The organism is Bradyrhizobium sp. 521_C7_N1_3, assembly GCF_052075975.1.
GTDB classification, from domain to species: Bacteria; Pseudomonadota; Alphaproteobacteria; order Rhizobiales; family Xanthobacteraceae; genus Bradyrhizobium; species Bradyrhizobium japonicum.
Map to the genome: position 1 here is coordinate 6,380,430 of NZ_CP197232.1, position 24,618 is coordinate 6,405,047.

Here is a 24,618-nt window from a genome sequence, read left to right on the forward strand (position 1 = left end):
AGCGAAGCGAATTCATCCGCGACGTCAACGCGCGGCACCGTCATCCGTCAGGATTGTGCGAGCTGGCTTTCCTTGGCGACGCGCTCGAACGCTTCAGTCGAACTCTTGATGCGGTACTGGCAGTCGTCGCCATCCGTCGGCAGCAGGCGGATGATCTCGTATGAGCCACTCGCAGCCGGGCGCGCGACGTTGCTGGCAGTGAACAATACGCGCGTTCCCACGGGGAATTTATGCTTCAACGCCCATCTCCATGACTCAAACAGCGCCGGCCGTGCCCAGGGTCCCACTGCGACGGACCGGCTGAAAACCCGGTGTGACATATAGCACGCAATGCGGCGTTTTGGCCAGCGGTATACAGGCATGCCAAATAGGCCGATCCGGCAGTATTTTCAGGACGATAGTGTGGGAACCGGTGAGTGGAGGATACCGCTGGAACCGGCTCCCTCAGGCGGTGCGGGGCAGATGCCCCTCCGGGCTTGCCCGGTCCACGGCCTTGGGCAGTTCCTGGGCCAGAATCTGGCCGAGCTGGTCGACCGGGATGTTGTAGCGCGCCGCGAGCTGGCGAACGGTGTCGCTGCCAAGCACGGCACGGAGCTGGTCGGCCGAGATCGGCAGGTTCTGGCCATTGCCGAGCCAGGATTTGACCTGGTCACCGAAGCCGGATTGCTGGAGCTTGGCGACGATTGCGCTGAGGCCGCCCTGGTTGTTGCTGCCGAGCACCTCGTTCAACACCGCCGGCAGGACCGCGGCGCCGAGCTGGCCGAGCGCGCTGCGAAGCGCGGGGTTGTTTTCCAGCGAGTCCAGAATTCCCATGCCCGTGCCCTCTCCCAAGCGGTCCTTCCACCGCGATTGAGCGCCGCCAGCCTGCGCATCGTCAAGCGGCGCCCAATCACATTCGCGGGTTAGACCTTCTCGAATTTCTCGATGACGAGCGTTTCGGCGATCCCGTCGCGGGTCCATTCCTGGAACGCCGGCAACGCCATCATCGTGTCCATGTAGGCCCTGGTCTCCGGCGTGACCTCGATCGCGTAGGTGCGGAAACGGTGCACGACCGGGGCGTACATCGCATCCGCCGCACCGAAGCGGCCGAACAGGAACGGTCCCTTGGCACCGTAGCGCGCCCGGCACTCCCGCCAGATCTCCTGCACGCGGGCGACGTTGGCCTTGGCGTCCGCCGACAGCGTCACGGCGCCCACGGGGCGGTGCAGGTTCATGCCGCATTCGTTGCGTAAAGCCATGAAGCCGGAATGCATCTCGGCGCACACCGAACGGGCGTATGCGCGGGCGGCGACATCGTCGGGCCACAGCTTCGCTTCCGGATAGCGCTCGGCGACGTACTCGATGATGCTGAGCGAATCCCACACCGTGATGTCGCCGTCGACCAGCACCGGCACCTTGCCGGCGCGGCTGAATGACAGGATCTGATCCTTGTCGGCGGGATTATCCGTGTAGAGCGGAATGACGGTCTCGACGAACGGGATGTCATTGGCGCGCAGTGCGAGCCATGGCCGCATCGACCACGACGAGTAGTTCTTGTTTCCGATCGCGAGCTTGAGCGCGGCCATGTCGCTGGTCCTTCCCTGAGTCCTCTGGATGCGGCTGCTTTTAGCGCCATCGCCTGCCGCCAATCAATCGTTGCCGCACCCGACCGCGCATGGCAATCGTTGCGATCTTCGCGAGGAGTGAGACATGGGCAGGCATTGGGTCGACATCACCGCGGTCGGCTTCTTCATCATCGAATGGCTGGTCTATGCCCTGACGCTGGAGCACTCGGCCTATGGCCGCGACAGCCTGTCGGCGCGCATGAACCGCTATCGCGAGGTCTGGGTCCGCCGCCTGCTCGACCGCGACACCCGGATGGTCGACATGCAGATCATGGCCTCGCTCCAGAACGGCACCGCCTTCTTCGCGTCCACCAGCCTGTTCGCGCTCGGCGGCGCGCTGGCACTGCTTCACGCCACCAACGACGCCATCACGATCCTGAGCAAGCTGCCGATCGACCTCAGCACCTCGCCCGCAATGTGGGAGCTGAAATGCGTCGGCCTCGTGCTGATCTGCGTCTACGCCTTCTTCAAATTCGCCTGGGCCTATCGCCTGTTCAACTATGTCGCGATCCTGTTCGGCGGCATGCCGCCGGCTGACCGGCGCGATACGCCCGAGGCCGAGGCCCATGTCATCCGCACCTCGCGCCTGTTCGAATCCGCCGGCCGCCACTTCAACCGCGGCCAGCGCGCCTTCTTCTTCGCACTCGGCTATCTCGGCTGGTTCGTCAGCCCCTGGGTGCTGTTCGTAACGACGGCGGCGGTGGTGATCGTCACCTGGCGAAGGCAGTTCGCATCGAGCGCATGGGCGGCGATGGCGCCGGAGGAGACGGATGATACGGAGACGCGGAAGCGCGGCTACTGAGGCATCTGCTGCGCGCGAACGAAGGGTGGCGCGTGTTCTCCACACCGTCACTGCGAGCGCAGCGAAGCACTCCAGAATCTTTTCACGGTGACAGTCTGGATTGCCTCGCTATGTTCGCGATGACGACACGACTGGCTCCGTCATCCCAAGACGCGAGGCCTGCCCACTCGGTGATATCCCGGCCTACTTCCTGCGCACCGTCCCGGACCGGCAATCGAATCTGGCCACAGGCCGATCCATCTGCCAGAGCTCCACGTCGCGACCGTCGACGAGCCGCTCCGCGGAGCTGATCGCGGCTTCATCATCGATGCAATCCATGTGGATCATTCTGATGGGACGATCGTGCAGTCCCACGATCAATGCACGGTAAGCGGACATTTTTGTCTCCAGGCAAGGCGCGATAGCAAGCGCGGGCCGGAAGAATGGCGCTGACGGCATTTGAATGCGATGGGGAGCGCATCGCCTGTTTATAAGCGCGGCATAAGCTGCCGGCAGCGCGCGGCCGAGGCCGGTCCTATGCCGATCCTATGCAACCGCGATCGCGCCAATCTCGAAATCATACAGCATCCGGCACCATATCCGCTCCGTCGCGCAAGCTCGCGCGGCGTAGCGAATTGGTGAAATGATGTCGAATTCAGGGGTCAGCGACAGGATCATCGATCCGATGATGGCCATCGCGAACTGCTCGACGCGGCAGCGCATCGTCGTGGTCGGCGCGAAGAGCATGGAATTGGTGATTGAGCTGCATCGTCGCGGTTACCTGCTGGCAGCGGCGGCAGGCAATTGCGGCCGGCCGGCAGGTCAGTATGAAGTCGCGCTCGTGGATTGGCGGCGACGCACGCTTCACGCACTCGATGCGACAGTGGATTGGCTCGACGACTTCCTGAGCTCCCGCGCCGTGCTGGTGATCTGGCTCGATGCGCAGAAGGCAGCTGCGAAGGACAGTCTTCGTGCCGCAGTGATGAAGCGCGGCTTCGTCGTCCTGCAGGGCGCCGAGCATCCCTGCGGCAGCGTGCTTCTGGCGCGGCGCTCGGAGGCCATCCCCCTTCGGCAGGCCGCGTGAACATCCGCCGGAACTCATGGATTTGATCCGATGCCAAAATCGAAAATTCGACGCGCCGTCATTCGCGAGTGGATGGCTCTCGCGCCGGCGCAGCGACGCTCCGCCGAGCAGGCCGGCGCGTTTGCACGGCGCACCATCGAAAGACATAGCTTGCCACGCAGCCGGAGAACGCCGCACGCCGTGATCATGGCATGGCTGAAGCCGCGCACCGGACGGCCTTAGCTCGCAGGATGGGTAGAGTGGAGCGAGCCGGCTACCCTCCGCCAAAATCCCGCGGCGAGAACGGCAGGTCCAAGATCTTCCATTCGCCGTACTTGTCGGCCGGCAGCATCTTGTAGGGCTGGCAGGCCTGAAGCGCGGCCGTCGCGGATTTCACGATGGCCACGCCCTTCGCGGATGGCGGAGCTTCGATCAGGATCGGCGGGCGCGCCAGCGTGCCGTCGGTGGCGAACACCGTGCGCAACTTGATGTTGACGTTGTCGGTCGGGTCGACCCCGGCCGGCAGTTTTGCGCAGCTCTTCAGGTGGCGACGCAGCGCGGCGATGACCTCGGGTGGCAGCTTGGCTGCGATTGAATCCTTGGCATCGCCGCCATCGTCCTTGGCGGCGTCTTTCGGCAGTTCCAGCGGCAATTCCGGCGGCAGGCCCAGCATGACGCCGTACTTGACCGTCACGTCAGGCTCCGGCGCCTGATAGGCGGGCGGCGCGGCCTGTGGCTGCTGCATCGCTTGTGGCGGCGGCTGTTGCGACGGCGGCTGGGGCATCGCCTGGGGCGGCGGTTGCTGCTGGGGTTGCGGAGGCGGCTGTTGCGACGGCTGCGGCTGTTGAGGCTGCGGCTGCACATTGGCCTCCCGCTGCTTCGGTGCCTGTGAGGGTTGCGGCTGCGGCTGTTTCTGCTGCGGTTCAGGCGAGGCCTGCGGTGACGGCGATGGCGCCGCGGCCTGCTGCTTGGTCGCAGGCTTCGGCGCGGCCTCCGTCTTGTCCTTGTCGGTGAAATCAAGCTTCGGCAGTTTCAGGTCCGGCAGCGGCTCCGGCGGCTTCTCCGCCTGCTCCTGAGCCTTCTCCTCGGCCTTGGCCTCCTCCTGCTTCACCTGCTCCGGCGTGACGATGTCCACCGAAACAGTCTCCGGCGCCGCGGCGTGAAACGGATGGACTTCGCTGATCAGGATGATCAGCGCCACCAGCGTCAGATGCGCGACCGCCGACGCTGCAATGTCCGTCCGTATGATCTTCCGCAGTTCCATCGATCGATCTTGGGTTGCCACGCCGGTCCTAGCATACAGCTGCCCCCTCTCAATCCCATTTTGGCGCGAAGCCGAAATTGGTCAGGCGGCCCTTGGGATTTGCCAGTGCGGTGATCCGGGCCATCTCGTCGTCCGAGAGCTCGAAATCGAAAATATCGATGTTTTCCGACAGGCGTTCGACGCGCGAGGTGCGCGGGATCGCGGCGACATTCTGTTGCACCAGCCAGCGCAGGCAGATTTGTGCCGGCGTCTTGCGATGCGCGCGGCCGAGCCCGGCGAGTGTCTGGTCGGCCTTGACGCGGCCCTTGGCGATCGGGCTGTAGGCGACCAGCGCGAGGCCATGCTGGTCGCAGGCCGCCCTCACCTTCGTCTGGTCGAGATAAGGATGATATTCGACCTGGTTGCAGACGAGCGGCTCCGGCGAGAGCGCCACGGCCTGCTCGATCAGCGCCACCGTGAAATTGGAAACGCCGATGTGGCGGGTCAGGCCCATGCGCTTGGCATTCGACAGCGCACCCAGCGTCTCCTCCAGCGGCACGTGCGAATTGGGCCAGTGCAGCAGCAGGAGATCGACGGAGGATAGCCGCATCCGGGCGAGGCTCTCCTTGACCGAGCGTTCGAGATCGTGAGGCGCGAAATGGTTGGTCCAGACCTTGGTCGTGAGGAAGATGTCGTCGCGGCGCACGCCTGAGCCGCGCAGGCCGTCACCGACCTCGCGCTCATTGTCGTAGACCTGCGCAGTGTCGATGTGGCGATAGCCGAGCCGCAGCGCCTGCTCGACCACGCGGCCGCAAGCGCGCCCGCTCAGCTCCCAGGTCCCGAGCCCGATCGCCGGTATCCTTGCGCCATTGGCCTCGACGAACAGCATGAGGAATCCTCTCTGTTGCGATCGCCTCAAAACATCATCCGGGCGCCATTATGGACCCGGCCCGTGACAGTGCCAACGGACGACGCCGGCGCCGGGCCGGATATTCAGGGCAATGCTAACGGGAGGTTCGCGCCTGGCCTTGACGTCAGGCCTTTGCGAGCGCCTGGAACACGGTGTCCGGCGCATGCGCGATCACGGCGAGCAGCGCGCGGGCGGGTCCTCGCGGGGCGCGCTTGCCCTGCTCCCAGTTGCGGATGGTCTCGACGGGAACGCCGAGCTTGGCGGCGAACTCCATCTGGGTGAGGCAGGCGCGGCGGCGCAGAGCGCGCACCGCGAGCGAGCTGGCATCATCGCCAGGGGCGGCATTGGCCGCCGGCTCGGCCGGCAACGGCTGGACCGGAAGCGACTGGACCGGAAGCTCCTGCCCATCCCGCAACTCGACGACCCGTCCGTCCGCCTTCAGCCGCAACCGCATGTTCATTCCCCCAAGCACGGGCAATGATGCGGCAGGTCGCTTAAGTTCGGATTAAAGATCGTTGTCTCGTGCCCCGGACGCGGCGCAGCGCCTCTTCGGCGGTGCGCCGCAGAGCCGGGGCCCATCTCGCCGCGGAGTCTGCCTCGCCATCTGGGCCCCGGTTCTGCGCAGCAACGCTAAGGCGTTGCAGCGCGCCCGGGACACGAGAGCGTGGTTGCCGCACTTCCCCTACCTCAATCCGAACCACAGCGTCGCGATGCCGAGGAAGGAGAAGAAGCCGACCACGTCGGTCACCGTCGTGACGAACGTGCCGGAGGCCACGGCCGGATCGGCCCTGACACGTTCGAGCGCCATCGGGATCAGGATGCCGCCGAGCGCGCCGGCGACGAGGTTGCAGACGATCGCAAGCCCGATGACGATACCGAGGCCCGGGATCTTGAACCAGGCCACCGCCGCGATGCCCGTGATCAAGGCGAAGGCAAGGCCGTTGACGAGCCCGACCAGGCCTTCGCGCATCACCACCCGCCAGGCGTTGGAGGAGCCGAGCTCGCGCGTCGCAAGCGCGCGCACCGCGACCGTCATGGTCTGGGTCGCGGCATTGCCGCCCTGGCTCGCGACGATCGGCGCCAGCACCGCGAGCGCGACCATCTTCTCCAGTTGCCCCTCGAACAGGCCGAGCACCGAGGATGCAAGAAAGGCGGTGGCGAGATTGACCAGCAGCCAGTTGAACCGCGCCCGCGCAATGGTGAACACGGTGTCGGAGAGTTCTTCGTCGCTGTTGACGCCGCCGAGCGCCTTGAGGTCTTCGTCCGCCTCCTCCTCGATCACGTCGACGACGTCGTCGACGGTGATGACGCCGACCAGGCGATCCTGGGTGTCGAGCACGGGTGCTGCGACGAGATTGTACTTGCCGAACATGCGCGCCACCTCCTCCTGGTCCTCCAGGACGGAGACGCGGCGGCGATCCTCATCGGTCAGCTCAGCAAGCGCGACTGGGCGGCGGGCGCGGAGCAGGACGTCGAGCGAGACCGCACCCTGCCAGTGCTGGTCCTTGTCCACGACGTAGATCTCGTAGAAGCGGTCGGGCAGATCCGGCGTCTCGCGCATGTAGTCGATCGCCTGGCCGACGGTGAAATCCTGCGGCACCGCGATGAACTCGGTCTGCATCCGGCGGCCGGCGGAATTCTCGGGATAAAGCAGGCTGCGCTCGAGCGCGACGCGCTCCTGCAACGGCAGCTTCTCGAGGATTTCCTCCTGCTCCGCCTCGTCGAGGGTTTCCAGCAGCTCGACCGCGTCGTCGGATTCGAGCTCGCGGACGCCTTCCGCAACGGTCTCCGGCGGCAGCTCCTCGAGGATCTCCTCGCGCACGCCCTCGTCGAGCTCGTTCAGTGCCGAGAAGTCGAAGTCGCGCCCGGTCAGCTCGACCAGGCGAACGCGATGGTCGGGCGCGAGAGCTCCGATCAGATCGCCGAGATCGGCCTCATGCAGTTCGGCGACGCAGGCGCGCAGCGCGGCGCTGTCGCCGGCCTCGATCGCATGGGCAACCTCCTCGACGAATTCGTGACGAATTTCGCCGTCTTCATTGCGCATCGGAACGTGGTCGAGTACCGAGGCCTCGGCGGATGGGGCACCGTCCATATGTTCATCCATGGCGCGCCTCGCCGTTTGACAGGTTGGAACGAGTGGTCTGAGCTGACGGTCAGGCAATACCCACAAGCGAACTGCGAGCGCAATGGCAAAGATGCTTCGGCTGAAATGGATGTCGATCTCGGTGGGCGCGCTCTTCGCGGGGCTCGCCGGCATCGCCTCTTCGGAGGCCGCGGACTGCCCGCGCAAGGACGCGCTCGGCACCTCGCGCGTTCTGAGTGTCGACGCCAAGACCACGCCGCGCGTCGGCCTGAAGAGCTTTCCGCAGACGCTGCCGCTCGCCGATCACGAGGTCGTGCTGACCTTCGACGATGGCCCGCATCCGCCGACGACGTCGAAGGTGCTGGCGGCGCTGGCGCAGGAATGCGTGCGCGCGACCTTCTTCCTGATCGGCCTGCACGCCTCCGAACATCCTGACATGGTCAAGCGCATCGCGCGCGAGGGCCACACCATCGGCCACCACACCTGGTCGCACCCGTTCATGGCGCGGATCCCGTTCGAGAAGGCGAAGAGCGAGATCGACCGCGGCATCGCAGCCGACGAGATGGCGCTCAAAGGCGTGTCGACGACGACGCCCTCGACGCCGTTCTTCCGCTTCCCCTATTTCGAGGGGACGCCAGCGCAGCTCGACCTGCTCCAGTCGCGCGGCATCGTCGTGTTCGGGGCCGACCTCTGGGCCAGCGACTGGAACGAGATGACGCCGGAGCAGGAATTGAAGCTCGTCACCGAGCGCCTCGCCGCCGCCGGCAAGGGCATCATCCTCTTCCACGACCCCAAGGCACGCACGGCCGCGATCATGCCGGCCTTCCTGCGGTACCTCAGGGACAACGGCTATCGCGTCGTCCACATCGTGCCGGCGGGCACGTCACAGAAGAGCGCCGATGCGCATTGATGCCGTAATGTCACGGCGGCGCAAAATGGGGTGATTTAGGCCCTATTAACAGTCTGTTCATGCTACGGCATGCAAAGATGCAGAAGGTATTGCGCCTGAACCGTTTCTGGGCGTCTCCGACCAATCAAGGCGGCCGTCGCGCAAGGAGGCACACGAGGTTCATGATCGGAAGTAGCGTTGTTGTTCGGACGCGATCGTGGATCGTCCTCTGTCTGGGGCTGTTGGTCGTCGGTTCACCGGCGGCCCTTGCCGCGGACTGTCCCGGCCATCCGGACGCGCTCGGGACCTCCCGCACCCTCGTGGTCGATCCGCGCGAGCATCCGCGCATCGGCACCATGCAGTACCGCGAGACGCTGCCGCTGAAAGACCATGAAGTCGTCCTGACCTTCGACGACGGTCCGCTGCCGAAATATTCGAACCAGATCCTCAAGATGCTCGACGACGAGTGCATCAAGGCGACCTTCTTCATTATCGGCGAGCAGGCCAAGGCAAACCCGGAAGGCGTGCGCAAGCTGGTGGCGGCGGGCCACACGGTCGGCACGCACAGCATGAACCATCCGCTGACGTTCGACCGGATGCCGATCGAGAAGGCCGAAGCCGAAATCAACGGCGGCATCCAGTGGACCTCGGCCGCGATGACCGATCCGTCCAAGCTTGCGCCGTTCTTCCGCATTCCCGGCCTGATGCGCGCCGAAGGCGTCGAAAATCTCCTGATCTCGCGCGGCATCCAGGTCTGGAGCGCCGACTTCCCCGCCGACGACTGGCGCCATGTGTCGTCCGACCGCGTCTATCAGCTCGCGATCCAGCGACTGGAGGCCAAGGGCAAGGGCATCCTGCTGCTGCACGACATCCAGCCCCGCACGGTGGCGGCGCTGCCGAAGATCATCCGCGACCTCAAGGCGCGCGGCTATCGCATCGTGCATGTGGTGCCCGCGACCGCCGACCGGCCGGCGACGGCGACCACGCCGGTGGAATGGCTGCTGCATCCACCGACCGAAACCGTGCCGATCGCACGCTGGCCGTCCGTGCCGAACTTCGTGTTCGCGCAGACAGGGACGCTGCCGGCGCCCTCGCTTGCCGACCTCAACGCGCAGACCGAGCATCAGCCGCTGCTGCCGCGCAAGACCGTGGCGCTGGCGAATGTCGCGGCGACCCTGCCCGTGCCCGATCGCGATCTCTTTGCCATCCCGGAGGGCTCGGTCGAGGTCCTGCTGTCGACGACGTTGTCGCGGCGCGCCGCGACGCGGCTGGCGATGGCGGCCGAGACGCCCCGTGCAGCCAGGGGCAAGGCCGGCAAGTCGCGCGGCCATCGGACCGCACACGCGGCGCCGGCCGGAGCGAAGCACACCGCGCAGGCTACGGGCACCGCCCCCAAGAGCATTGTCCCCAAGAGCAACGCCAAGAGCACCGCCCCCAAGGGCGCGGCACCGAAGAGTGCCGTGACGCATCCGACCCGCGTCGCCAGCCTGAAGAAGCGCGCGCAGTAAGCTCTACTGCCGCATGATGTTGGCGACGCAGAGCAGCACGATCAGCGCCAGGAAGAACAGGTCCATATAGGACTTGAGCTCGCCGTCGCGGCGCAGCCGGGCAACGTCGGCCACGACCTGCTTGCGCGCGTTCGTTGCGCCCGAACCGTCATTGATCGGAGCCTGCAGGCGCTTGGTCTCCGCCTCGAGCTTCTCGATCTTCTGGAAGAAATAGAACGCACGCAGCGTCGAGGCCGCGCGCATGCCGGCATAGACCAGCACCAGGATCGCGAGGATCGCCCGGTTCTGGTATTTCTCCATGAAATTCAGGCTGAAATAGACCATCGCCATGAAGGCGAAGTTCGTCACGAAGCGGTAGACGAAGCTAAGAAAGACCATGCTGGCTCCAGCCCTGAGCGGTGCGACCCGTCTACGCCATCTTTATTTCGACAAAGATACGATCGCCGGCCGCCTTTTAGCCACGGGCGTTCATAATGCAAGCGAGAGTACCGGGGCCTGCGTGTTCCACGTAAACGCGAGGTTGCCAGCTGCGCGATGGAGATTCGCCGGAAGCTACGGTACATTGCAACAGCCACCGCATGTGGGGTCTGCCGATGCCGAAGAAGGGAATCACGGGCCACGACGACTGGGTGCTGACCGAGGCCCTGGCGACCGCGCTCGTCGCGCTGGAGCAGCTCGAACCAAAACACCAGCCGAGCGCGCATATGGACGACATCCGCAAGATGCTGGCGAACGGCAAGGAGCCGTCGGCGGTGAGCCTGCATCTCGCCCAGGCCAAATGCCGCCTGTTTCCGGACACGGACCCGCTCGAGATCTACCGCGAATACGGGATCGGCGACGAATACGGCTGAGTGGCCCGCGCCGGTCCTTCGAGCGCGGTGCTGCCTGGAGCTGAGCGGCGGCCGATCGCTACAACGATCATCCACCTCAATGTTCGCGTGAATTTGAGCTGAGCCGCGAAACGACTTGACGTCGGCGCCGTCAACGAATGTAATGTTATAACATTACATATTTGGTCCCAATGCCCCTCCCCAAGCGTCGCCGCCCTATCCCCTTGAAAAGGCTCTTCGATCTCCATGCAAAAACTCCCCGTCACCGTCTTGTCCGGCTTCCTCGGGGCTGGAAAGACCACTTTGCTGAACCACGTCCTGAACAACCGGCACGGCCTGAAGGTGGCGGTGATCGTCAACGACATGAGCGAGGTGAACATCGATGCGGATCTGGTTCGCGATGGCGGTGCGAACCTCTCCCGGACTGACGAGAAGCTCGTCGAGATGACGAACGGCTGCATCTGCTGCACGCTACGAGACGACCTCCTGAAGGAGGTGCGCGCCCTCGCCGAGAACGGCCGCTTCGATTATCTCTTGATCGAATCCACCGGCATCTCCGAACCGCTGCCGGTTGCGGCGACCTTCGATTTCCGTTCCGAAGACGGCGAAAGCCTCTCGGATGTGGCGCGTCTCGACACCATGGTCACCGTGGTCGACGCCGTGAACCTGCTCAAAGACTATTCGTCGACGGATTTTCTCGATCAGCGCGGCGAAGCGCTGGCGAACGACAAGCGGACGCTGGTCGATCTCCTCGTCGAGCAGATCGAATTTGCCGACGTCATCGTTCTCAACAAGGTCGATGACGCGTCGCCCGCACAACGCGAGGCAGCCCGGAAAATCATCCGCGCGCTCAATCCGGAAGCGGATCTGATCGAAGCCAACCACAGCCGGGTCCCCTTCGATCGCATTCTCGACACCGGCCGGTTCGACGTCGAGCGGGCGCAGCAGCATCCGCTCTGGTTCAAGGAGCTCTACGGCTTTGCCGATCACGTGCCGGAGACCGAGGAATACGGCGTGACGAACTTCGTCTATCGCGCGCGCCGGCCGTTCGATCCCGAAAAGTTCGACAAGTTCGTCAGGGAGCCCTGGCCCGGCGTCATTCGCGCCAAGGGACATTTCTGGCTAGCAACGCGGCCGCAATGGCTTGGCGAGATCAGCCAGGCCGGCACGATCACGCGCACGCAGGCGCTTGGCTTCTGGTGGGCAAGCGTACCCGCGGAAAGATGGCCGGATGATCCGTCCTGGCGGAAGCAGCTGCGCGCGAACTGGAACGACATCTACGGCGATCGCCGCCAGGAAATCGTGTTCATCGGCACCAGTATGGATGAAGGTTCGCTCCGCGCCCGTCTGGACGCCTGCCTCGTCCCGGGAAAGCCGGCGATGAACGTCACGGAATGGGCGAAGCTCGCAGACCCCTTCCCGGTCTGGCGCCGCGCTGACGAAGCCGCGGAACGCGAATGACCAACGTCGTTCGATTCGTTCCGAAATCCGAGCTCGAGCGGCAGCGCCTCATCCGTGAGGCGCGTGCGATCTACGACAGCATATTCCCGCCGGTTACCGTGTGCGACGGGCCAGCGGATGATCGCTCAGGCCAAACTGCGCCGCCCGAGGCGGTCGCCGAAAGCCAACCAAAACAACGGTGAGGCTGAAGGTGGCGCGTTCGGAGGGCGTTCGCATTTATTGAAGTTTCAATGGCTTGCGGAAATGGGCAAAGAGATTGGGTGGATCTGCAGCTGATAGGTGCATTTTCCAGTCGATTGACCGAGCCTCACAATAGCTTGCGGGACTTCGCCACGCAGCGTAACTTTCAACCCCACGTAGCTCATTCGAAAGTAATCTGACGGGTTCGGCCTAGCGGGAGATAGCGATGGCGGATGTCCCATGGCACCTTTCCGGCGACTACTTCGAGAATTGCAGTTGCAGCATCGTGTGTCCCTGCCTCGTGTCGGCGGCTCCCCCGCTGACCTCGCGACCGACCGAGGGCTTCTGTAACGTACCGCTGATCTTCCACGTCGAGAGCGGCCGCTATGGCAACATCGAGCTCGATGGACTCAATGTCCTGGTTATCCTCCACGCGCCGGGGATCATGGCAGACGGAGATTGGTCGGTGGCCGCCTATATCGACCAGCGCGCCAACGATGAGCAGACCGAGGCTCTAGCTGCGATCTTCACCGGCGCCGCCGGTGGTCCGATGGCCGCGTTCACGCCGCTGATCAGCAAGAACCTGGGGGTTCGCAAGGTCCCGATCACATTCCGAATCGAGGGCAAAACGCGGTCCGCGGAAATCCCTGGCATTCTGCACATGTCCGTCGACCCGTTGCCGACCATGCATCCGAGCGGGGAAATGTGGGCCAACATCGGCCATCCAGTCAGCCCTGACGGGATGGTGATGGCGGTCGGCGCAGCCGGTAATACGTTCAGCGATCATGGCATGCGCTGGGACAATTCCGGCAAGAACGGCCTCTATGCGCCGATCCGCTGGTCGAACCAGGCGTGATGCAAATCCTGATCCGGCCTTGCGAGAAGACCGGCAATTGCAAATGACCGACGGCCCCCTGGAAACCGTGCTGCGGCGCGATCGCTGGATCGTCGGCGGCGCGATCGGGATCATCGTCGCGCTGGCATGGGCCTATGTGCTCTGGCTCGCCGAGGACATGGACATGGGCGGCATGGACATGACCGGGTTCCGCATGATCCCGGCCGGGATCGGAATCATGTTGCCGGCGAGCGAGCCATGGCGAGCGATCGAGTTCGCGTATGTGTTGCTGATGTGGGTGGTGATGATGGTCGGAATGATGGCCCCCTCGGCAGCGCCGATGATCCTCATGTACGCCCGCGTGGGTCGACAGGGGAAAGCGCAGGGCAAGCCGTTCGCTGCGACCGGCTGGTTTGCGGCCGGTTATCTCCTCGCCTGGGGCAGCTTTTCGCTCGCAGCAACCCTGCTCCAATGGGCGATCGAGCGGGCAGTCCTGCTGGATTCCCGGATGACGATCGCCAGCAATCTGCTCAGTGCAATCGTGCTGATCGCAGCGGGAGTCTATCAATGGACACCGCTCAAGGACGTCTGTCTCGCCCAATGCCAGTCACCACTTCTGTTCCTGATGCGCCACGGCGGCTTTCGCGACGGCGTGCGAGGCTGCCTGCTGCTGGGGCTGCAGCACGGAGGCTATTGTGTCGGCTGCTGCTGGGTCTTGATGGCGCTTTTGTTCGTAGGCGGGGTGATGAACGTGCTTTGGATTGCGCTCTTGGCCCTGCTCGTCCTGTTGGAGAAACTTACGCCGATCGGACGATGGATCGCGCGCGCCGCCGGCATTGCGTGTGCGGCCGCCGGCGTCTGGCTACTGGTGTCGTCGCCGCGGTGATGAGCAACCTGCTTGATGTTCAGTTCGAGTGCCCTGCTGCAAACGGCGATCACGCCGAGCCGCCGGCCCTACGCTCACCGTCAGACCGGGACGGCCGAACGGCGAAGACCGGGGCTGCCTGAGCCGGTCTCTCCATCGATCGGCTTTCGAGGGTGGTGCGCTCGGAGGGCGACCCCATTTGCTGTGATTTCAACGGGTTACGGGGCCAGACAAAGAGTTTTGGTGCATTTCGCGCTCAAAAGTGCCTTTGGCCAAGTCGAAGTCATACGGCCCTGTCCGATGCGAGCCCCACCGCTCATAACGGTCTGGTTGCAGGTTCGAGTCATGCCGGGCCCACCAAGAACATCAGTATCTTGGTTGGTCTTCGTGGGCCTCGGCGCGACGACCGCACCAGAAACCGCACCAGATACGTGCACTTTTCGTTCGGAGAGGCGGTGCGCGCCCCGTAATCAAGAGACGCGTGCTATCGCCGACAGTCGCCTGCTCTAGCACCACTGAAGCGGCAATCGGATTTTTCTCTCGGAATGCCGAATAGCAGACCGAGGGCTTTTGCGGATGAGTCAGTGATCGGCGACAACGATAGTCGCGCCAATTCCGAAGCGCTGTTTTCCAGACGGAGGGCCGCCTAATGCTTTTGTAAATGCCTGGCTTCCAAATGCGTCAATTGAAGCGGCCGCAAGATCTTAGATGTCCAGCGCCAACGTGCGGCTTGAGCGAATCCAGAATGGCGGAATCAAAACCTGCTCGATTAAGCAATGATTTCAAGGCGCATTTGGAAGAACGGCCCAAATACCCTGCAGCAATATCAATAGCTTGTCGGCCATTTCCAAATGAAGAAGGAGTGGATTCGTTTCGAAAGGCAGCAGTCCGGCGGCGATCAATCCGACAAGCACCGCCGACAGCGAGTGAATGCACTCGCTGGTCAATTGATACGACAGGATCGTCGGTTCGACCGTGTATGTCGTCTCGTTGATGAAGTGCGGCGCGATTGACGTCATTCGGCATGCGAACGCCGGTTGACAGGAGATTGCCGAGGAAGCGCGCGACTATTTAGTGGAACGGCCAATAGAGCGGGGTGACAATAACCGTCACGATGAGTGTCCAGATCAAGACGACCAAGCCGAGACGCCAAAAGTCACCGAACTTGTAGCCACCCGGCCCGTAAACCATCAGGCTCACACCGTTGGCGAACGGAGTCAGGAAGGATGCGCTCGCTCCCATCGCCACGCTCATCACCATCGGCAGAGCCGACACGCCCATGTCGCCGGCCGCCGCAAACGCGATCGGCATCATCACCAGGGCCGTCGAAGTGTTGGAGATGAACTGCGTGATCAGGGTCGCTGCCATGAAGAGACCTATGAGCACGGCGATCGGACCGAAGTCGCCGAGCAGGTTGACGATCTGATTGCCGATCATCTCGGCGGCGCCGCTCTTTTCCATGGCGCGCGCTGGCGCGATCATGGCGCCGATCAATAGAACGGTGTTCCAGTCGATGCCGCGATAGATCTGCGGCAGGCGCACAACGCCCGTGATCACCATGAGGCATGCGCAGAGGAAACACGCGATCGGCGCCGGCGTGACGTTGAAGACCAGGAGCACGACCAGCAGCGCCAGGATCGCGAAGACACGCTTCGTGCCCCGGCCGAGCGCCACCGCCTGGGTACGAACCTGGTCGGGCGAGTCGATAACTAGCACCTGGGCGCTGGAGAGGTAGCGCTCCAGGGCCGGCCAGCTGCCCTGCAGCAGCAGGTGGTCGCCCGAGCGGAGGGTGAGCCGCGGGCGGACCAGCTCGGCCCCGCCGCGCTGTACAGCCAGTATCATCACCTCATGGTCTTCGCTGGTCATACCGGGGAAGACGGTGCTCCCGATCAAAGCCGACCGCTCGGGGACGACGACTTCGGCCAACCCGGAGTCCCGCGAGAGGAGCACGTCGCCCAGCGCCGCTTTCTCGCCGTGCTCGCGCACCTCTACCCGCAGGTCGGCAGCCAGCCGGTCGACCTCGTGGCCGTCGCCGCGGACGAGGATCAGGTCGCCGGCCTCGAGCCGGTCGCGCTCGAGCGGTCGGTCATCTTCGTGATCGAGGAAAGCGACAGCGCGCACACCGACGTACGCGCTGATGTCGAGCGCCTTGCGCGACGTACCGACGAGGGGTGAGTTCGCGGGCACCGCCAACTGGTGCAGTCCGTGCTCGAGGTTGTAGTGCTGCACAAGCGTGTGGGCGTGACCGCTGAAGTCGGCCGGGATCGACTCGCTCTTCCGCTCGGGCAGCAACCGCTGGCCGAGGAAGATGACAATGATGATCGACCCGATGAGCTGCGGCATGCCGAGGACAGACCAGGCGAAGAAGCCGATATGGCCGGCGCCGAACTCCTCGGCCTGCGTGGCGGCGATGACGTTGACCGGCGAACCGAGCATGGTGAGCTTGGCACCCTTCAGGCACGCCAGTGCGAGCGGGATCATCAGCTGCGACGGCGATATCCCTGTCCGGACTGCGATGATGACGGCGACCGGCAACAGGGCGGCGACGGCTCCGTTCATGCCGATCAGCCCGCTGAAGATCGCGGCGACGATCATGAGTGCGACCAGCAGCGTGGTTTCGTTGGCACCGCTGAGACGCACGAGAAGTTGGCCTGCCCAAGCGCCGATCCCAGTCGTCTCGACTGCCACCGCGATGGCAAGCAGCGCGGCGATCAAGACCACCACCGGGTCACCGAAGCCGGTCAGAGCCTCTGGCATGGTGAGAACGCCGGTGAAGTAGAGCGCCAGGGAGGCACCGACCGCGACGACGATCGCAGGCACCGGGTTCCAGGCGAACAGCACCAGCGCCAGGCCAATGATCGACAGCGTGATCGCAATGTCGTTCATGGGATTGCCCGGACAAAAGCGAAGTGACCTGCACGGCTCTCCTTATGAGAACGACAACGCGCAACGCGTTCAGTATTCACCCGGCCTAAACGTGCTCCATGGTGCATTCCTTTCTGCTCCGTGATGATGTCCTTTCCTCACTCTCAGTAGCCCGCTGCAGCACCGTCGCCGCGCGGATCGGCGCCGCCCTCGAAGAGCCCCTGTTCGTGATCGACGCGGATCGCGTGCGCGTGACCCATGTTGTCGTTCCAGTCGGGGACCATCTGCACCGGCTGTCCCCGGCGTTTGAGCTCACGCACGACCTCATCGGAGATGCGACCTTCAAGCGACAGGTTGCGTGATCGCGTTCCCCAGGTGCGGCCCATCAGCCAGCGCGGTGCTTCTATCGCCTGCTGGACGTCGTAACCGAAGTCGACAATGCGAGTGACCAGCGCGGCCTGTGATTGCGGTTGACCTTCGCCACCCATTGATCCGAAGGCGAGATAGGGCTTGCCGTTCCGCAGGAGCAACGCGGGAATCAACGTGTGGAACGTCCGTTTGCCGGGCAGCAAATGGTTTGGATGATGCTCGTCGAGCGCAAAGAAGGCGCCACGGTTTTGCATCAGGATGCCGGTGTTGCCGGCGATCACGGCGCTGCCGAAGTCGTGATAGATCGACTGGATCAGCGACACGACCATTCCGTCCCGGTCGGCCGCGCAGAAATAGCAGGTGTCGCCATCCGGCGCGCGGCGCGCGTGCTGATGCTCATAGGGAATGCCGGCCGGCACTTTGGCAATGTCCTGGGCGCGTTCCGGATCGATCAGCCTGCGCCTCTCATCGGCATAGCCTTTCTCGATCAGCCGCTCCACGGGGATCTTCACGAAGCGCGGATCCGTCAGCCATTCCTCGCGGTCCGCAAAAGCGATCTTAACCGCCTCAGCCATGTGATGATAATAGTCGGCGCTGCCGTCGCCCCAGGCGACGACGTCGTAGCCTTCGATCATGTTGAGGATTTGCAGCGGCGTGAAACCCTGCGTGTTCGGCGGCAGCTCGTAGACGGCGTAGCCGCGGTAGGTCGATGTGATCGGCTCAACCCACTCGGCGTGATAGTTGGCAAAGTCGTCCGGACGCAGCGGTGAGCCCTGGGCCTGCAATGCCTTGCAGACGCCTTCGGCGATCGCGCCGTCGTAGAAGCCGGCGCGTGCGCCCTTGCCGGCGATGGATTCCAGCGAGCGGGCGAGATCGGGCTGCAGCAGGCGCTGGCCCTCGCGCGGTACGCCTTTCCCCGGCAGGAAAATGGCCGCCGTCGCTGGATATTTTTTTAGGATGGGTTCATCCTGGGCCAGCCAATCGGCCAGCGAGCGGGGGACCGGGACACCATCCCGCGCGTAGACGATCGCGGCATCGAACAGCTCGCTCCAGGGCATCCGCCCAAACCGTTCATGCGCCACGTGCCAGCCATCGATCGCGCCGGGAGTGGTCAGGATGCTGAGAGGGCCGCGAGCCGGAATTTCCCCATTCTCGCTTCGCGGCCGATAGTAATCGAACGTCGCGAGACGCGCAGCCGGGCCGCTGGCATTGAGGCCATGCACGGTGCCGTTTGGCTCGGCGATCAGCCAGAAGCCGTCGCCGCCCAAGCCGGCCATGTGTGGGTAGGCGACACATAACACGGCGTTGGCGGCGATGGCGGCGTCGACTGCGCTGCCTCCGCGCTGCAAAACCTCCAGTCCCGTGGCGCTGGCGAGATAGTGCGGCGTCGATACGATGCCGCGTGGTGCGCGCGTCGAAGGGCGGCCAGTGCGCGGACCGTTCGGGCTACTCATGATCGCCTCCTTACTCTGCTTACCTCCGCCAAACCCAGCGCGGCGACGTCGGCTTGCGCTCTTAAGAGACTTGAGCCGACGCGAGCGTGTCAGCTGCGGGGTTAGGAAGTTCGGTCATCATACTCCATGCCGACATCCCGGATTTTGTCGCCGGAATGATCCATGTAGCGCGTCATGACCGGCACGACGCCGCCGGCGATAAGGCTGATGAAGCCGATCGACCACACCAAGTAGTAGCCTGCTGTCGTGCCCCAGCTCGTGATGGGGAATGCTGCGATCAGGAGTAAGAGGGCGAGGGTCTCAGCCTTTAGCTTTTTATCCATGATGCGCTCCGTCTATCGCGCAAAAACCACGAGCGCGACCGTTGCGAGACCTGTTAGGACCGCAACGAGAGCGGTCCAAGGCATTGTGATGCGCAGAACCGCTCCTTCCTGGCCTTTGACTCCCGCGATGCTTGTGCCCAGCACGACATTGGCGGGAGCGATGGCATTACCGTAGGCACTTCCGGCCGCTTGCGCGGCAATGATGGTTTCTCGGGACATCCCATGCAGCTGAGCCACGCTGCTCTGGACACCTCCGAAAAGTACGCAGGAGGCAGTGCTGCTGGACGTCATGAAGGCGCCAAGAGCGCCGATGACGCTCGCGATGCCCGCGTACACGAGCGGCGGCGAGGCGGCGGCAATGCCGTAGGCGAGGGTCAAGACCTGGCCGCTATGATCCAGGATGCGGCTCGTCACCAGGAATGCGATCACCGGGACCGAAGCGGGCACCGCATCGATGAGCAGTGCAGACCAAATTCTCTCGGGCGTGTGTCGGTCCGCCCAGGCGCGGTAGTAACCGCCCGCGCCATACACAATCCAGACTAAGATCGAGGTGACGAGCAACATCATCCCGGGATGGGTAAACACACTGATCGGCGCATAACGTGCGACCGCCGCATTCTTGACGCCGAAGCCGGTTTCGACGGCTGGGAACGGCAGTCCGATCTGAACCTGCCGCAGCACTGCATTGAGCGGCGGGATTAACAGCACACCGAGCGTCACGATCGTCAGCACGATATACGGCAGGCACGACATCCCGAGGCTCATGACTGGCGCCGCCTCTTTTTGTTCGTTCGCTCGTGTCTGCGTCATGGCCGGCCGTTCGGGAATCTCCTCTATCGGAATCGGCTCGCCGTATTTCTTCCAGCGGGACAACGGGTAGAGCGCCAGAAGCGCCGCAGCAGCAGCCAGGAAGGTCGACAGCTCGGGGCTGAACAACGCGACCAGGAGTTGTCCGACGCCGAGGATCGTGCCGAGGATCAGCACCAGCGGCCAGGCATGGCGCACGGCTGGTCCCCTGCCGTAAACCCACACGATGAGGAAACCACCCAGATAGGTCGGTATGAGAATCAGTAGCGACGACTCAAAGGCGGTCCTGACGACGTTTTCCACCTCGGAGACCCTCAGCAGTGCCAGCCATCCGACTCCAAGAGTGCCGAAGAACCGCGCCCAAGCGTGTGCGAGAACGCCCATGGCTACAGCGTAGACCGGTTTCACACCTACCGTGATCAGCAGCGGCACGACGACTGCGACGGGTGCACCAAAGCCCGCGATGCCCTGGAGAAACGACGCAAACACCCAGGCTAGCGCCAGAATGATGAAAAGATCGTTCCGACTGAACCTGGAGATCCCTTGACGCAGCGCATCGTATGCGCCGGCCTGCTTGGTGATCTGATATAGAAGGAGCGCAGGCCAGATCACATAGAGAATGAAGATGGCGTCCCAAACGCCTTTTGCACTGGCGACCGCCAGCGTGTTCCATGGTGTGCGGAAGGCGAGGAGCGCCACGATGCCGGCAGTAAACATTGCCATCGGCCCTGCTTCCGGGGCGCGCCAACGCAAAGGTACAAGGAATACCAAGAGCGCGACGATCGGCAATATCGCCAGCACCCAGTGCAGAAGGTCGACAGGGACCTGAGTGGTCGCCATGCGCTCCTCCTCAGCTACGGCGCGTGGCCGCAGGCCGATAGCTCAACGCGTATAGTTTAACTCACACCACGCCAAGTTGAAAGCAACATGTGAGAAGTTCCTCGACGGGTCCGAGTTAAGAGTTCAACTCCGAGCGTCTCGGAAGTTTGTGGGCCTTAGACGTCCCAAGGGCATCCGAAGGGAAACGTCACCGCATCGGCGGCGCGTATCGCAGGCCGCCCTCGGTCCATAGCCGATTGAGCCCGCGCGGGATCGCGAGCCGGGAGCCGGTGCCCAAGCTGCGATCATAGACTTCGCCATAATTGCCGACGTGGTGAATGATGCGCGCGACCCAAGATGGCGGTGCAGATCTCAACCAAAAAAGCCGTGGCAACAGGACCGTCACGGTGCCGGTGCATCCGGAGTTTGCAGATACCTCCGCGCGGCGCGTACGGCCGGGATCGTCGGCGCTGACGTTTTCACCGGGAAGATCGTGAAGGGCCGCGTGCTACCGATGAACAAGAAAGCGTGGGCGGCGAAGTTCAAGAAGTACGCGGTCAAGGCGGGCGTCAACGAGCCGAAGAAAAGCTGCCATGGGGTGCGGAAGGCCCGCGCCGAGGTCGCGGCCTACGCCGACTGTACCGAGAGCCAGATGATGGCGATGTTCGGCTGGACTGCCCCAAAGATGCCGGCGCACTACATCGCCAAGGCAAACCGAGAAAAACTCGGAATCAGCGGCATGGAGAAGATCGTTGCGTTCGATCAGAGCCAGTCATTTAACGATATCATGGCTTTACCTGGCGCGAACAGGTCCGGAACGTCGACCGAGAACAGAGTAGTAACTTTGCGCAGTAATTTTGGAAGAAAAATGCCGTAATTTCAATAGATTAGGCGTGGGTATGGTGCGCTCGGAGGGACTCGAACCCCCACGATTTTACTCACTGCCACCTCAAGGCAGCGCGTCTACCAATTCCGCCACGAGCGCTTTGGGGATGCCGGCTTAGGGCTTGAGGCCTGCCGGATCAACGGCGCCGATCTAACAAATCCATCAGAGGGGTACAAGCCTGCAAAGGCCCAGAATTCCACAAGCTTGGCAGGAAAAATCCGGACCCCTGCCCGGATCGGCCCTATCGAGTCCCCCGGCCTTGCCGGGTACCCGCGGCCGCTACCGCGTGCCGGGGCCGCTACCGCGTGCCCGTCGTGCGCTACCGCGTGCCGGGGCCGCTACCGCGTGCCCGTCGTGCGCGGCAGCATCTGCTTGACCTCGACCGCGATCCGGTTGCGGTCGACCAGCACGACGCCGGAGGCGATCGGCAGATTGTTGGCGAGAACCTTGACCTCGTCGGCCTCGGTCGCGTCCAGTTCGATGATGGCGCCGCGGGAAAGACGTAATACTTGATGGATCGGCATGGTGGTCGTCCCGAGGACGACCATGAGATCCACGGTGACTTTATCGAGAGTGGGCACTGTCAGGACCGCCGCAACTTGGGACAAGCCAAAGGACTTGGCATTTGCTCCCCAGATGATCACCACGTTATGGTTAGCCAATGGTTAATTCGCCTCAAAACCCCCGCCAAGACCTCGATTTGACGTCGTTTTCCGCCTCCACCGGCGAGCCCGTGGAGTGGCGGATCTCGGACGCGCCGGTGCCCTATCCGGAGGCCGTGGCCGCCATGGAGGCGCGAGTCGCTCAGATCGCCGCCGGCGAGGCTCCCGAGCTGGTCTGGCTGCTCGAGCACCCCCCGCTCTACACCTCCGGTACCTCGGGCAAGGAAACCGACCTGCTCGATCCCCGCTTCCCGACCTTCGCCACCGGGCGCGGCGGGCAGCTCACCTATCACGGGCCCGGCCAGCGGGTGGCCTATGTCATGCTCGACCTCAAGCGGCGCCGGCCGGACGTCCGGGCCTATGTCGCGAGCCTGGAGGAATTGATCCTGCGGACGCTCGCCGCCTTCAACGTCCGCGGCGAGCGGCGCGAGGACCGGGTCGGCGTCTGGGTGAAGCGGCCCGACAAGGGGCCCGAGCACGAGGACAAGATCGCCGCGATCGGCGTCCGGCTGAAGCGCTGGGTCTCGTTCCACGGCATCGCCATCAATGTCGAGCCGGAGCTGTCGCATTTCGCCGGCATCGTACCCTGCGGCGTCGCCGACCCCCGCTACGACGTCACCTCGCTGGTCGATCTCGGCCAGCTCGTGACCATCGCCGATGTCGATGTCGCGCTGCGCCAGGCGTTCGAGGAGCTGTTCGGGCCGACCCGCGCGCTGGTGGCGGAAGCGGCCGTCTAACTTTTCCTGTTCGAGCCCGACCGGCGCATATTCTCCGCTTGCGGCGGAATCGGCTATGCTTGCTTCCGGTGCCGCCCACGCCTCCCCCCTCCGCCGGGAAAGCAGACCTCATGCCGGGCGATGAGACCATCGGACCGACTGTTCGAGCGCCTGGCATAAGGAGGGATTGCGCTTTCTGCTCGCAATGGGAGGTTTTGACGATGAGACTCTCTGCGCCGATCTATCATCTGAAGCGACGAGCCAAGCGCCTGTCGCGCGAGGAACGCATTCCGCTCCACGACGCGCTTGACCGCATCGCTGCGACGGAAGGGTTTTCCGCCTGGAGCATGCTCGCGGCAAAGGCCGCCGCACTGACGCCCGCCAATCGCCTGTTCCCACAATTCCGGCCGGGTGATCTAGTGCTGGTGGGCGCGCGCCCCGGTCAGGGTAAGACCCTGATGAGCCTCGAACTCGCCGTGGAGGCCATGAAGTCGGGCCATCGCGCCGCGTTCTTCTCGCTCGAATACACCGAGAAGGACGTCTTCGACCGCTTGCGGTCGATTGGCGTGGACCCCACGCAATTCGCTGAGATGTTCGAGATCGACTGCTCCGACGCCATCAGCGCCGACTACATCGTCAAGCAGATGGCCGCGGCGCCCAGTGGCACGGTCGTGGTGATCGACTATCTGCAACTGCTCGACCAGAGGCGGGAAAATCCTGATCTCGCTGTTCAGGTGCGCGCACTGAAATCCTTCGCGCGCGACGCGGGGCTGATCGTCGTCTTCATCTCGCAGATCGACCGATCCTATGATCCGTCGATGAAGCCCTGCCCCGACCTCGACGACGTCAGGCTGCCGAACCCGCTGGACCTCAAGCTGTTCGACAAGACGTGCTTCATCAACAATTCCGAAGTCCAGTTCCGCGCGGCGAGCTGATGGCTTCAGGCCGCGGGTGAGTTTTTCACCCGCGGCTTGCGACCTCACGCCGCTTGCAACGCAACTTCGAGCTTGCCGGCAATGTAGCGCCGCTCCTGGGTCAGGCCGCCAAAACCGTAGGCATCGCCCTTGACCTCGTCGACGTGCAAATACGTCTCGGGATGCAGCGGGCCCAAAATCTCGGCCATGCGCTTGAACATCGCGGCGAGATAGGCCGCCTTCTCGTCCTTGGTGTTTGTGCCTTCGCTGACATGGATGTCGATCCAGTAGCTGGCCAACTTCTGCTCGGCGAGCGACTTGCCGCCGGCGAACCAGTCGCCTGCGTCGACCGATTTCACGATGATGGCGGTCACCTTGGGATCCTTGTGCAGGATCTTTGCGGTGAGCTCGGACACGGCGTTGGCGATATCGGCCTTCAGCGAGGGCGACTGGCGGGAGGTGGTGTAGGACACGGTGATCAGCGGCATGGTCGTTCTCCTCAAGATGCTGCGCGGAGTTTGCGCGGCGTTGGTAGGAAGCTAGACCTTGCC

At 63.8% G+C, this 24,618-nt stretch carries 29 protein-coding genes, 1 tRNA gene and 1 pseudogene; 12 read left to right on the forward strand and 19 right to left on the reverse strand.

The window, feature by feature from the left end; translation table 11 throughout:
• Nucleotides 1-47: 47 nt before the first annotated feature.
• From AB7008_RS29895 to AB7008_RS29905, 3 genes are all read right to left on the reverse strand, one after another.
• The gene (locus AB7008_RS29895; RefSeq protein WP_014494643.1) at nt 48-239 is read right to left on the reverse strand and encodes a hypothetical protein; all 192 of its coding nucleotides are present in this window, start codon (nt 237-239) and stop codon (nt 48-50) included.
• Nucleotides 240-444: 205 nt separating this feature from the next.
• Nucleotides 445-813 carry a YidB family protein gene (locus AB7008_RS29900; RefSeq protein ID WP_304490178.1) on the reverse strand — a complete coding sequence of 123 codons (369 nt, stop codon included), beginning with the start codon at nt 811-813 and terminating at the stop codon, nt 445-447.
• 89 nt (nt 814-902) lie between these two features.
• A complete protein-coding gene (locus AB7008_RS29905; RefSeq protein ID WP_304490179.1) occupies nt 903-1,565 on the reverse strand; it encodes a glutathione S-transferase family protein in 663 nt (220 codons plus the stop codon).
• A 124-nt stretch (nt 1,566-1,689) separates the two neighbouring features.
• On the opposite strand from AB7008_RS29905, the gene AB7008_RS29910 reads away from it, so the two are divergent.
• Nucleotides 1,690-2,406, forward strand: coding sequence for a DUF599 domain-containing protein (locus AB7008_RS29910; RefSeq protein WP_028154997.1), 717 nt, complete (start codon nt 1,690-1,692; stop codon nt 2,404-2,406).
• 183 nt (nt 2,407-2,589) lie between these two features.
• On the opposite strand, the gene AB7008_RS29915 is transcribed toward AB7008_RS29910, so the two are convergent.
• Entirely contained in the window at nt 2,590-2,784 is a 195-nt protein-coding gene (locus AB7008_RS29915; RefSeq protein ID WP_152621447.1) for a hypothetical protein, read from the reverse strand.
• 147 nt (nt 2,785-2,931) lie between these two features.
• Nucleotides 2,932-3,081 carry a hypothetical protein gene (locus tag AB7008_RS29920; RefSeq protein ID WP_304490180.1) on the reverse strand — a complete coding sequence of 50 codons (150 nt, stop codon included), beginning with the start codon at nt 3,079-3,081 and terminating at the stop codon, nt 2,932-2,934.
• Between AB7008_RS29920 and AB7008_RS29925 the strand changes: the two genes are divergently transcribed.
• Nucleotides 3,071-3,469 (forward strand): hypothetical protein, encoded by a 399-nt coding sequence (locus AB7008_RS29925; RefSeq protein WP_304490181.1) that lies wholly within the window; start codon nt 3,071-3,073, stop codon nt 3,467-3,469. The two genes, AB7008_RS29920 and AB7008_RS29925, sit on opposite strands and share 11 nt — an antisense overlap.
• A gap of 253 nt (nt 3,470-3,722) precedes the next feature.
• On the opposite strand, the gene AB7008_RS29930 is transcribed toward AB7008_RS29925, so the two are convergent.
• The 4 genes from AB7008_RS29930 to mgtE all read right to left on the reverse strand — a co-directional run bounded on the left by AB7008_RS29930 (nt 3,723) and on the right by mgtE (nt 7,705).
• Nucleotides 3,723-4,712, reverse strand: a complete 990-nt coding sequence (locus AB7008_RS29930; protein WP_304490182.1) for a hypothetical protein — start codon at nt 4,710-4,712, stop codon at nt 3,723-3,725.
• A gap of 49 nt (nt 4,713-4,761) precedes the next feature.
• Nucleotides 4,762-5,580 (reverse strand): aldo/keto reductase, encoded by an 819-nt coding sequence (locus tag AB7008_RS29935; RefSeq protein ID WP_304490183.1) that lies wholly within the window; start codon nt 5,578-5,580, stop codon nt 4,762-4,764.
• Nucleotides 5,581-5,725: 145 nt separating this feature from the next.
• Complete coding sequence (locus AB7008_RS29940; RefSeq protein ID WP_304490184.1) at nt 5,726-6,061, reverse strand: helix-turn-helix domain-containing protein; 336 nt, start codon at nt 6,059-6,061, stop codon at nt 5,726-5,728.
• 222 nt (nt 6,062-6,283) lie between these two features.
• Nucleotides 6,284-7,705 carry a magnesium transporter gene (gene mgtE / locus AB7008_RS29945; RefSeq protein WP_212099170.1) on the reverse strand — a complete coding sequence of 474 codons (1,422 nt, stop codon included), beginning with the start codon at nt 7,703-7,705 and terminating at the stop codon, nt 6,284-6,286.
• 82 nt (nt 7,706-7,787) lie between these two features.
• On the opposite strand from mgtE, the gene AB7008_RS29950 reads away from it, so the two are divergent.
• Both AB7008_RS29950 and AB7008_RS29955 read left to right on the forward strand, forming a co-directional pair.
• Complete coding sequence (locus AB7008_RS29950; RefSeq protein ID WP_304490185.1) at nt 7,788-8,594, forward strand: polysaccharide deacetylase family protein; 807 nt, start codon at nt 7,788-7,790, stop codon at nt 8,592-8,594.
• A gap of 161 nt (nt 8,595-8,755) precedes the next feature.
• Complete coding sequence (locus AB7008_RS29955; protein ID WP_304490186.1) at nt 8,756-10,081, forward strand: polysaccharide deacetylase family protein; 1,326 nt, start codon at nt 8,756-8,758, stop codon at nt 10,079-10,081.
• A gap of 3 nt (nt 10,082-10,084) precedes the next feature.
• Here the strand turns inward: AB7008_RS29955 and AB7008_RS29960 are convergent, their stop codons facing one another.
• Nucleotides 10,085-10,459: a hypothetical protein gene (locus AB7008_RS29960; RefSeq protein ID WP_014494631.1), complete on the reverse strand. Its 375-nt coding sequence runs from the start codon at nt 10,457-10,459 to the stop codon at nt 10,085-10,087.
• Nucleotides 10,460-10,674: 215 nt separating this feature from the next.
• Between AB7008_RS29960 and AB7008_RS29965 the strand changes: the two genes are divergently transcribed.
• The 5 genes from AB7008_RS29965 (at nt 10,675) to AB7008_RS29985 (ending at nt 14,273) form a co-directional block, all read left to right on the forward strand.
• The gene (locus tag AB7008_RS29965) at nt 10,675-10,932 is read left to right on the forward strand and encodes a hypothetical protein (RefSeq protein WP_174770120.1); all 258 of its coding nucleotides are present in this window, start codon (nt 10,675-10,677) and stop codon (nt 10,930-10,932) included.
• 225 nt (nt 10,933-11,157) lie between these two features.
• On the forward strand, nt 11,158-12,372 hold the full coding sequence (zigA, locus tag AB7008_RS29970; RefSeq protein ID WP_441259966.1) for a zinc metallochaperone GTPase ZigA: 1,215 nt from the start codon (nt 11,158-11,160) through the stop codon (nt 12,370-12,372).
• The gene (locus AB7008_RS29975; protein ID WP_304494328.1) at nt 12,369-12,554 is read left to right on the forward strand and encodes a hypothetical protein; all 186 of its coding nucleotides are present in this window, start codon (nt 12,369-12,371) and stop codon (nt 12,552-12,554) included. The genes zigA and AB7008_RS29975 overlap by 4 nt, the downstream gene beginning before the upstream one ends.
• A gap of 224 nt (nt 12,555-12,778) precedes the next feature.
• Nucleotides 12,779-13,408 (forward strand): DUF1326 domain-containing protein, encoded by a 630-nt coding sequence (locus AB7008_RS29980; RefSeq protein ID WP_304490188.1) that lies wholly within the window; start codon nt 12,779-12,781, stop codon nt 13,406-13,408.
• A 43-nt stretch (nt 13,409-13,451) separates the two neighbouring features.
• The gene (locus AB7008_RS29985) at nt 13,452-14,273 is read left to right on the forward strand and encodes a DUF2182 domain-containing protein (protein WP_304490189.1); all 822 of its coding nucleotides are present in this window, start codon (nt 13,452-13,454) and stop codon (nt 14,271-14,273) included.
• Nucleotides 14,274-15,034: 761 nt separating this feature from the next.
• Here the strand turns inward: AB7008_RS29985 and AB7008_RS29990 are convergent.
• From AB7008_RS29990 to AB7008_RS30015, 6 genes and pseudogenes are all read right to left on the reverse strand, one after another.
• A complete protein-coding gene (locus tag AB7008_RS29990; protein WP_304490190.1) occupies nt 15,035-15,271 on the reverse strand; it encodes a hypothetical protein in 237 nt (78 codons plus the stop codon).
• A 52-nt stretch (nt 15,272-15,323) separates the two neighbouring features.
• Complete coding sequence (locus AB7008_RS29995; RefSeq protein ID WP_441259967.1) at nt 15,324-17,138, reverse strand: SLC13 family permease; 1,815 nt, start codon at nt 17,136-17,138, stop codon at nt 15,324-15,326.
• Between the two features lie 143 nt (nt 17,139-17,281).
• The gene (gene ggt / locus AB7008_RS30000; RefSeq protein ID WP_441259968.1) at nt 17,282-18,940 is read right to left on the reverse strand and encodes a gamma-glutamyltransferase; all 1,659 of its coding nucleotides are present in this window, start codon (nt 18,938-18,940) and stop codon (nt 17,282-17,284) included.
• 101 nt (nt 18,941-19,041) lie between these two features.
• Nucleotides 19,042-19,263 carry a hypothetical protein gene (locus tag AB7008_RS30005; protein ID WP_014497171.1) on the reverse strand — a complete coding sequence of 74 codons (222 nt, stop codon included), beginning with the start codon at nt 19,261-19,263 and terminating at the stop codon, nt 19,042-19,044.
• Nucleotides 19,264-19,275: 12 nt separating this feature from the next.
• A complete protein-coding gene (locus AB7008_RS30010; RefSeq protein ID WP_304490193.1) occupies nt 19,276-20,910 on the reverse strand; it encodes an L-lactate permease in 1,635 nt (544 codons plus the stop codon).
• 187 nt (nt 20,911-21,097) lie between these two features.
• Nucleotides 21,098-21,244 (reverse strand): annotated as a pseudogene (locus AB7008_RS30015) (amino acid ABC transporter substrate-binding protein); the annotation flags it as partial.
• A 159-nt stretch (nt 21,245-21,403) separates the two neighbouring features.
• Between AB7008_RS30015 and AB7008_RS30020 the strand changes: the two are divergent.
• Nucleotides 21,404-21,766 (forward strand): hypothetical protein, encoded by a 363-nt coding sequence (locus AB7008_RS30020; RefSeq protein WP_441259969.1) that lies wholly within the window; start codon nt 21,404-21,406, stop codon nt 21,764-21,766.
• Nucleotides 21,767-21,789: 23 nt separating this feature from the next.
• On the opposite strand, the gene AB7008_RS30025 is transcribed toward AB7008_RS30020, so the two are convergent.
• Both AB7008_RS30025 and AB7008_RS30030 read right to left on the reverse strand, forming a co-directional pair.
• A tRNA-Leu gene (locus tag AB7008_RS30025) sits at nt 21,790-21,874 on the reverse strand.
• Nucleotides 21,875-22,113: 239 nt separating this feature from the next.
• Nucleotides 22,114-22,356: a FliM/FliN family flagellar motor switch protein gene (locus tag AB7008_RS30030; protein ID WP_028154983.1), complete on the reverse strand. Its 243-nt coding sequence runs from the start codon at nt 22,354-22,356 to the stop codon at nt 22,114-22,116.
• Nucleotides 22,357-22,436: 80 nt separating this feature from the next.
• On the opposite strand from AB7008_RS30030, the gene lipB reads away from it, so the two are divergent.
• Together lipB and AB7008_RS30040 are read left to right on the forward strand one after the other, a co-directional pair.
• Nucleotides 22,437-23,174, forward strand: coding sequence for a lipoyl(octanoyl) transferase LipB (lipB, locus tag AB7008_RS30035; RefSeq protein ID WP_441259970.1), 738 nt, complete (start codon nt 22,437-22,439; stop codon nt 23,172-23,174).
• Nucleotides 23,175-23,374: 200 nt separating this feature from the next.
• The gene (locus tag AB7008_RS30040; RefSeq protein WP_441259971.1) at nt 23,375-24,088 is read left to right on the forward strand and encodes a DNA helicase; all 714 of its coding nucleotides are present in this window, start codon (nt 23,375-23,377) and stop codon (nt 24,086-24,088) included.
• A 44-nt stretch (nt 24,089-24,132) separates the two neighbouring features.
• On the opposite strand, the gene AB7008_RS30045 is transcribed toward AB7008_RS30040, so the two are convergent.
• Entirely contained in the window at nt 24,133-24,555 is a 423-nt protein-coding gene (locus AB7008_RS30045) for a tautomerase family protein (RefSeq protein ID WP_028154980.1), read from the reverse strand.
• Nucleotides 24,556-24,618: the final 63 nt, after the last annotated feature.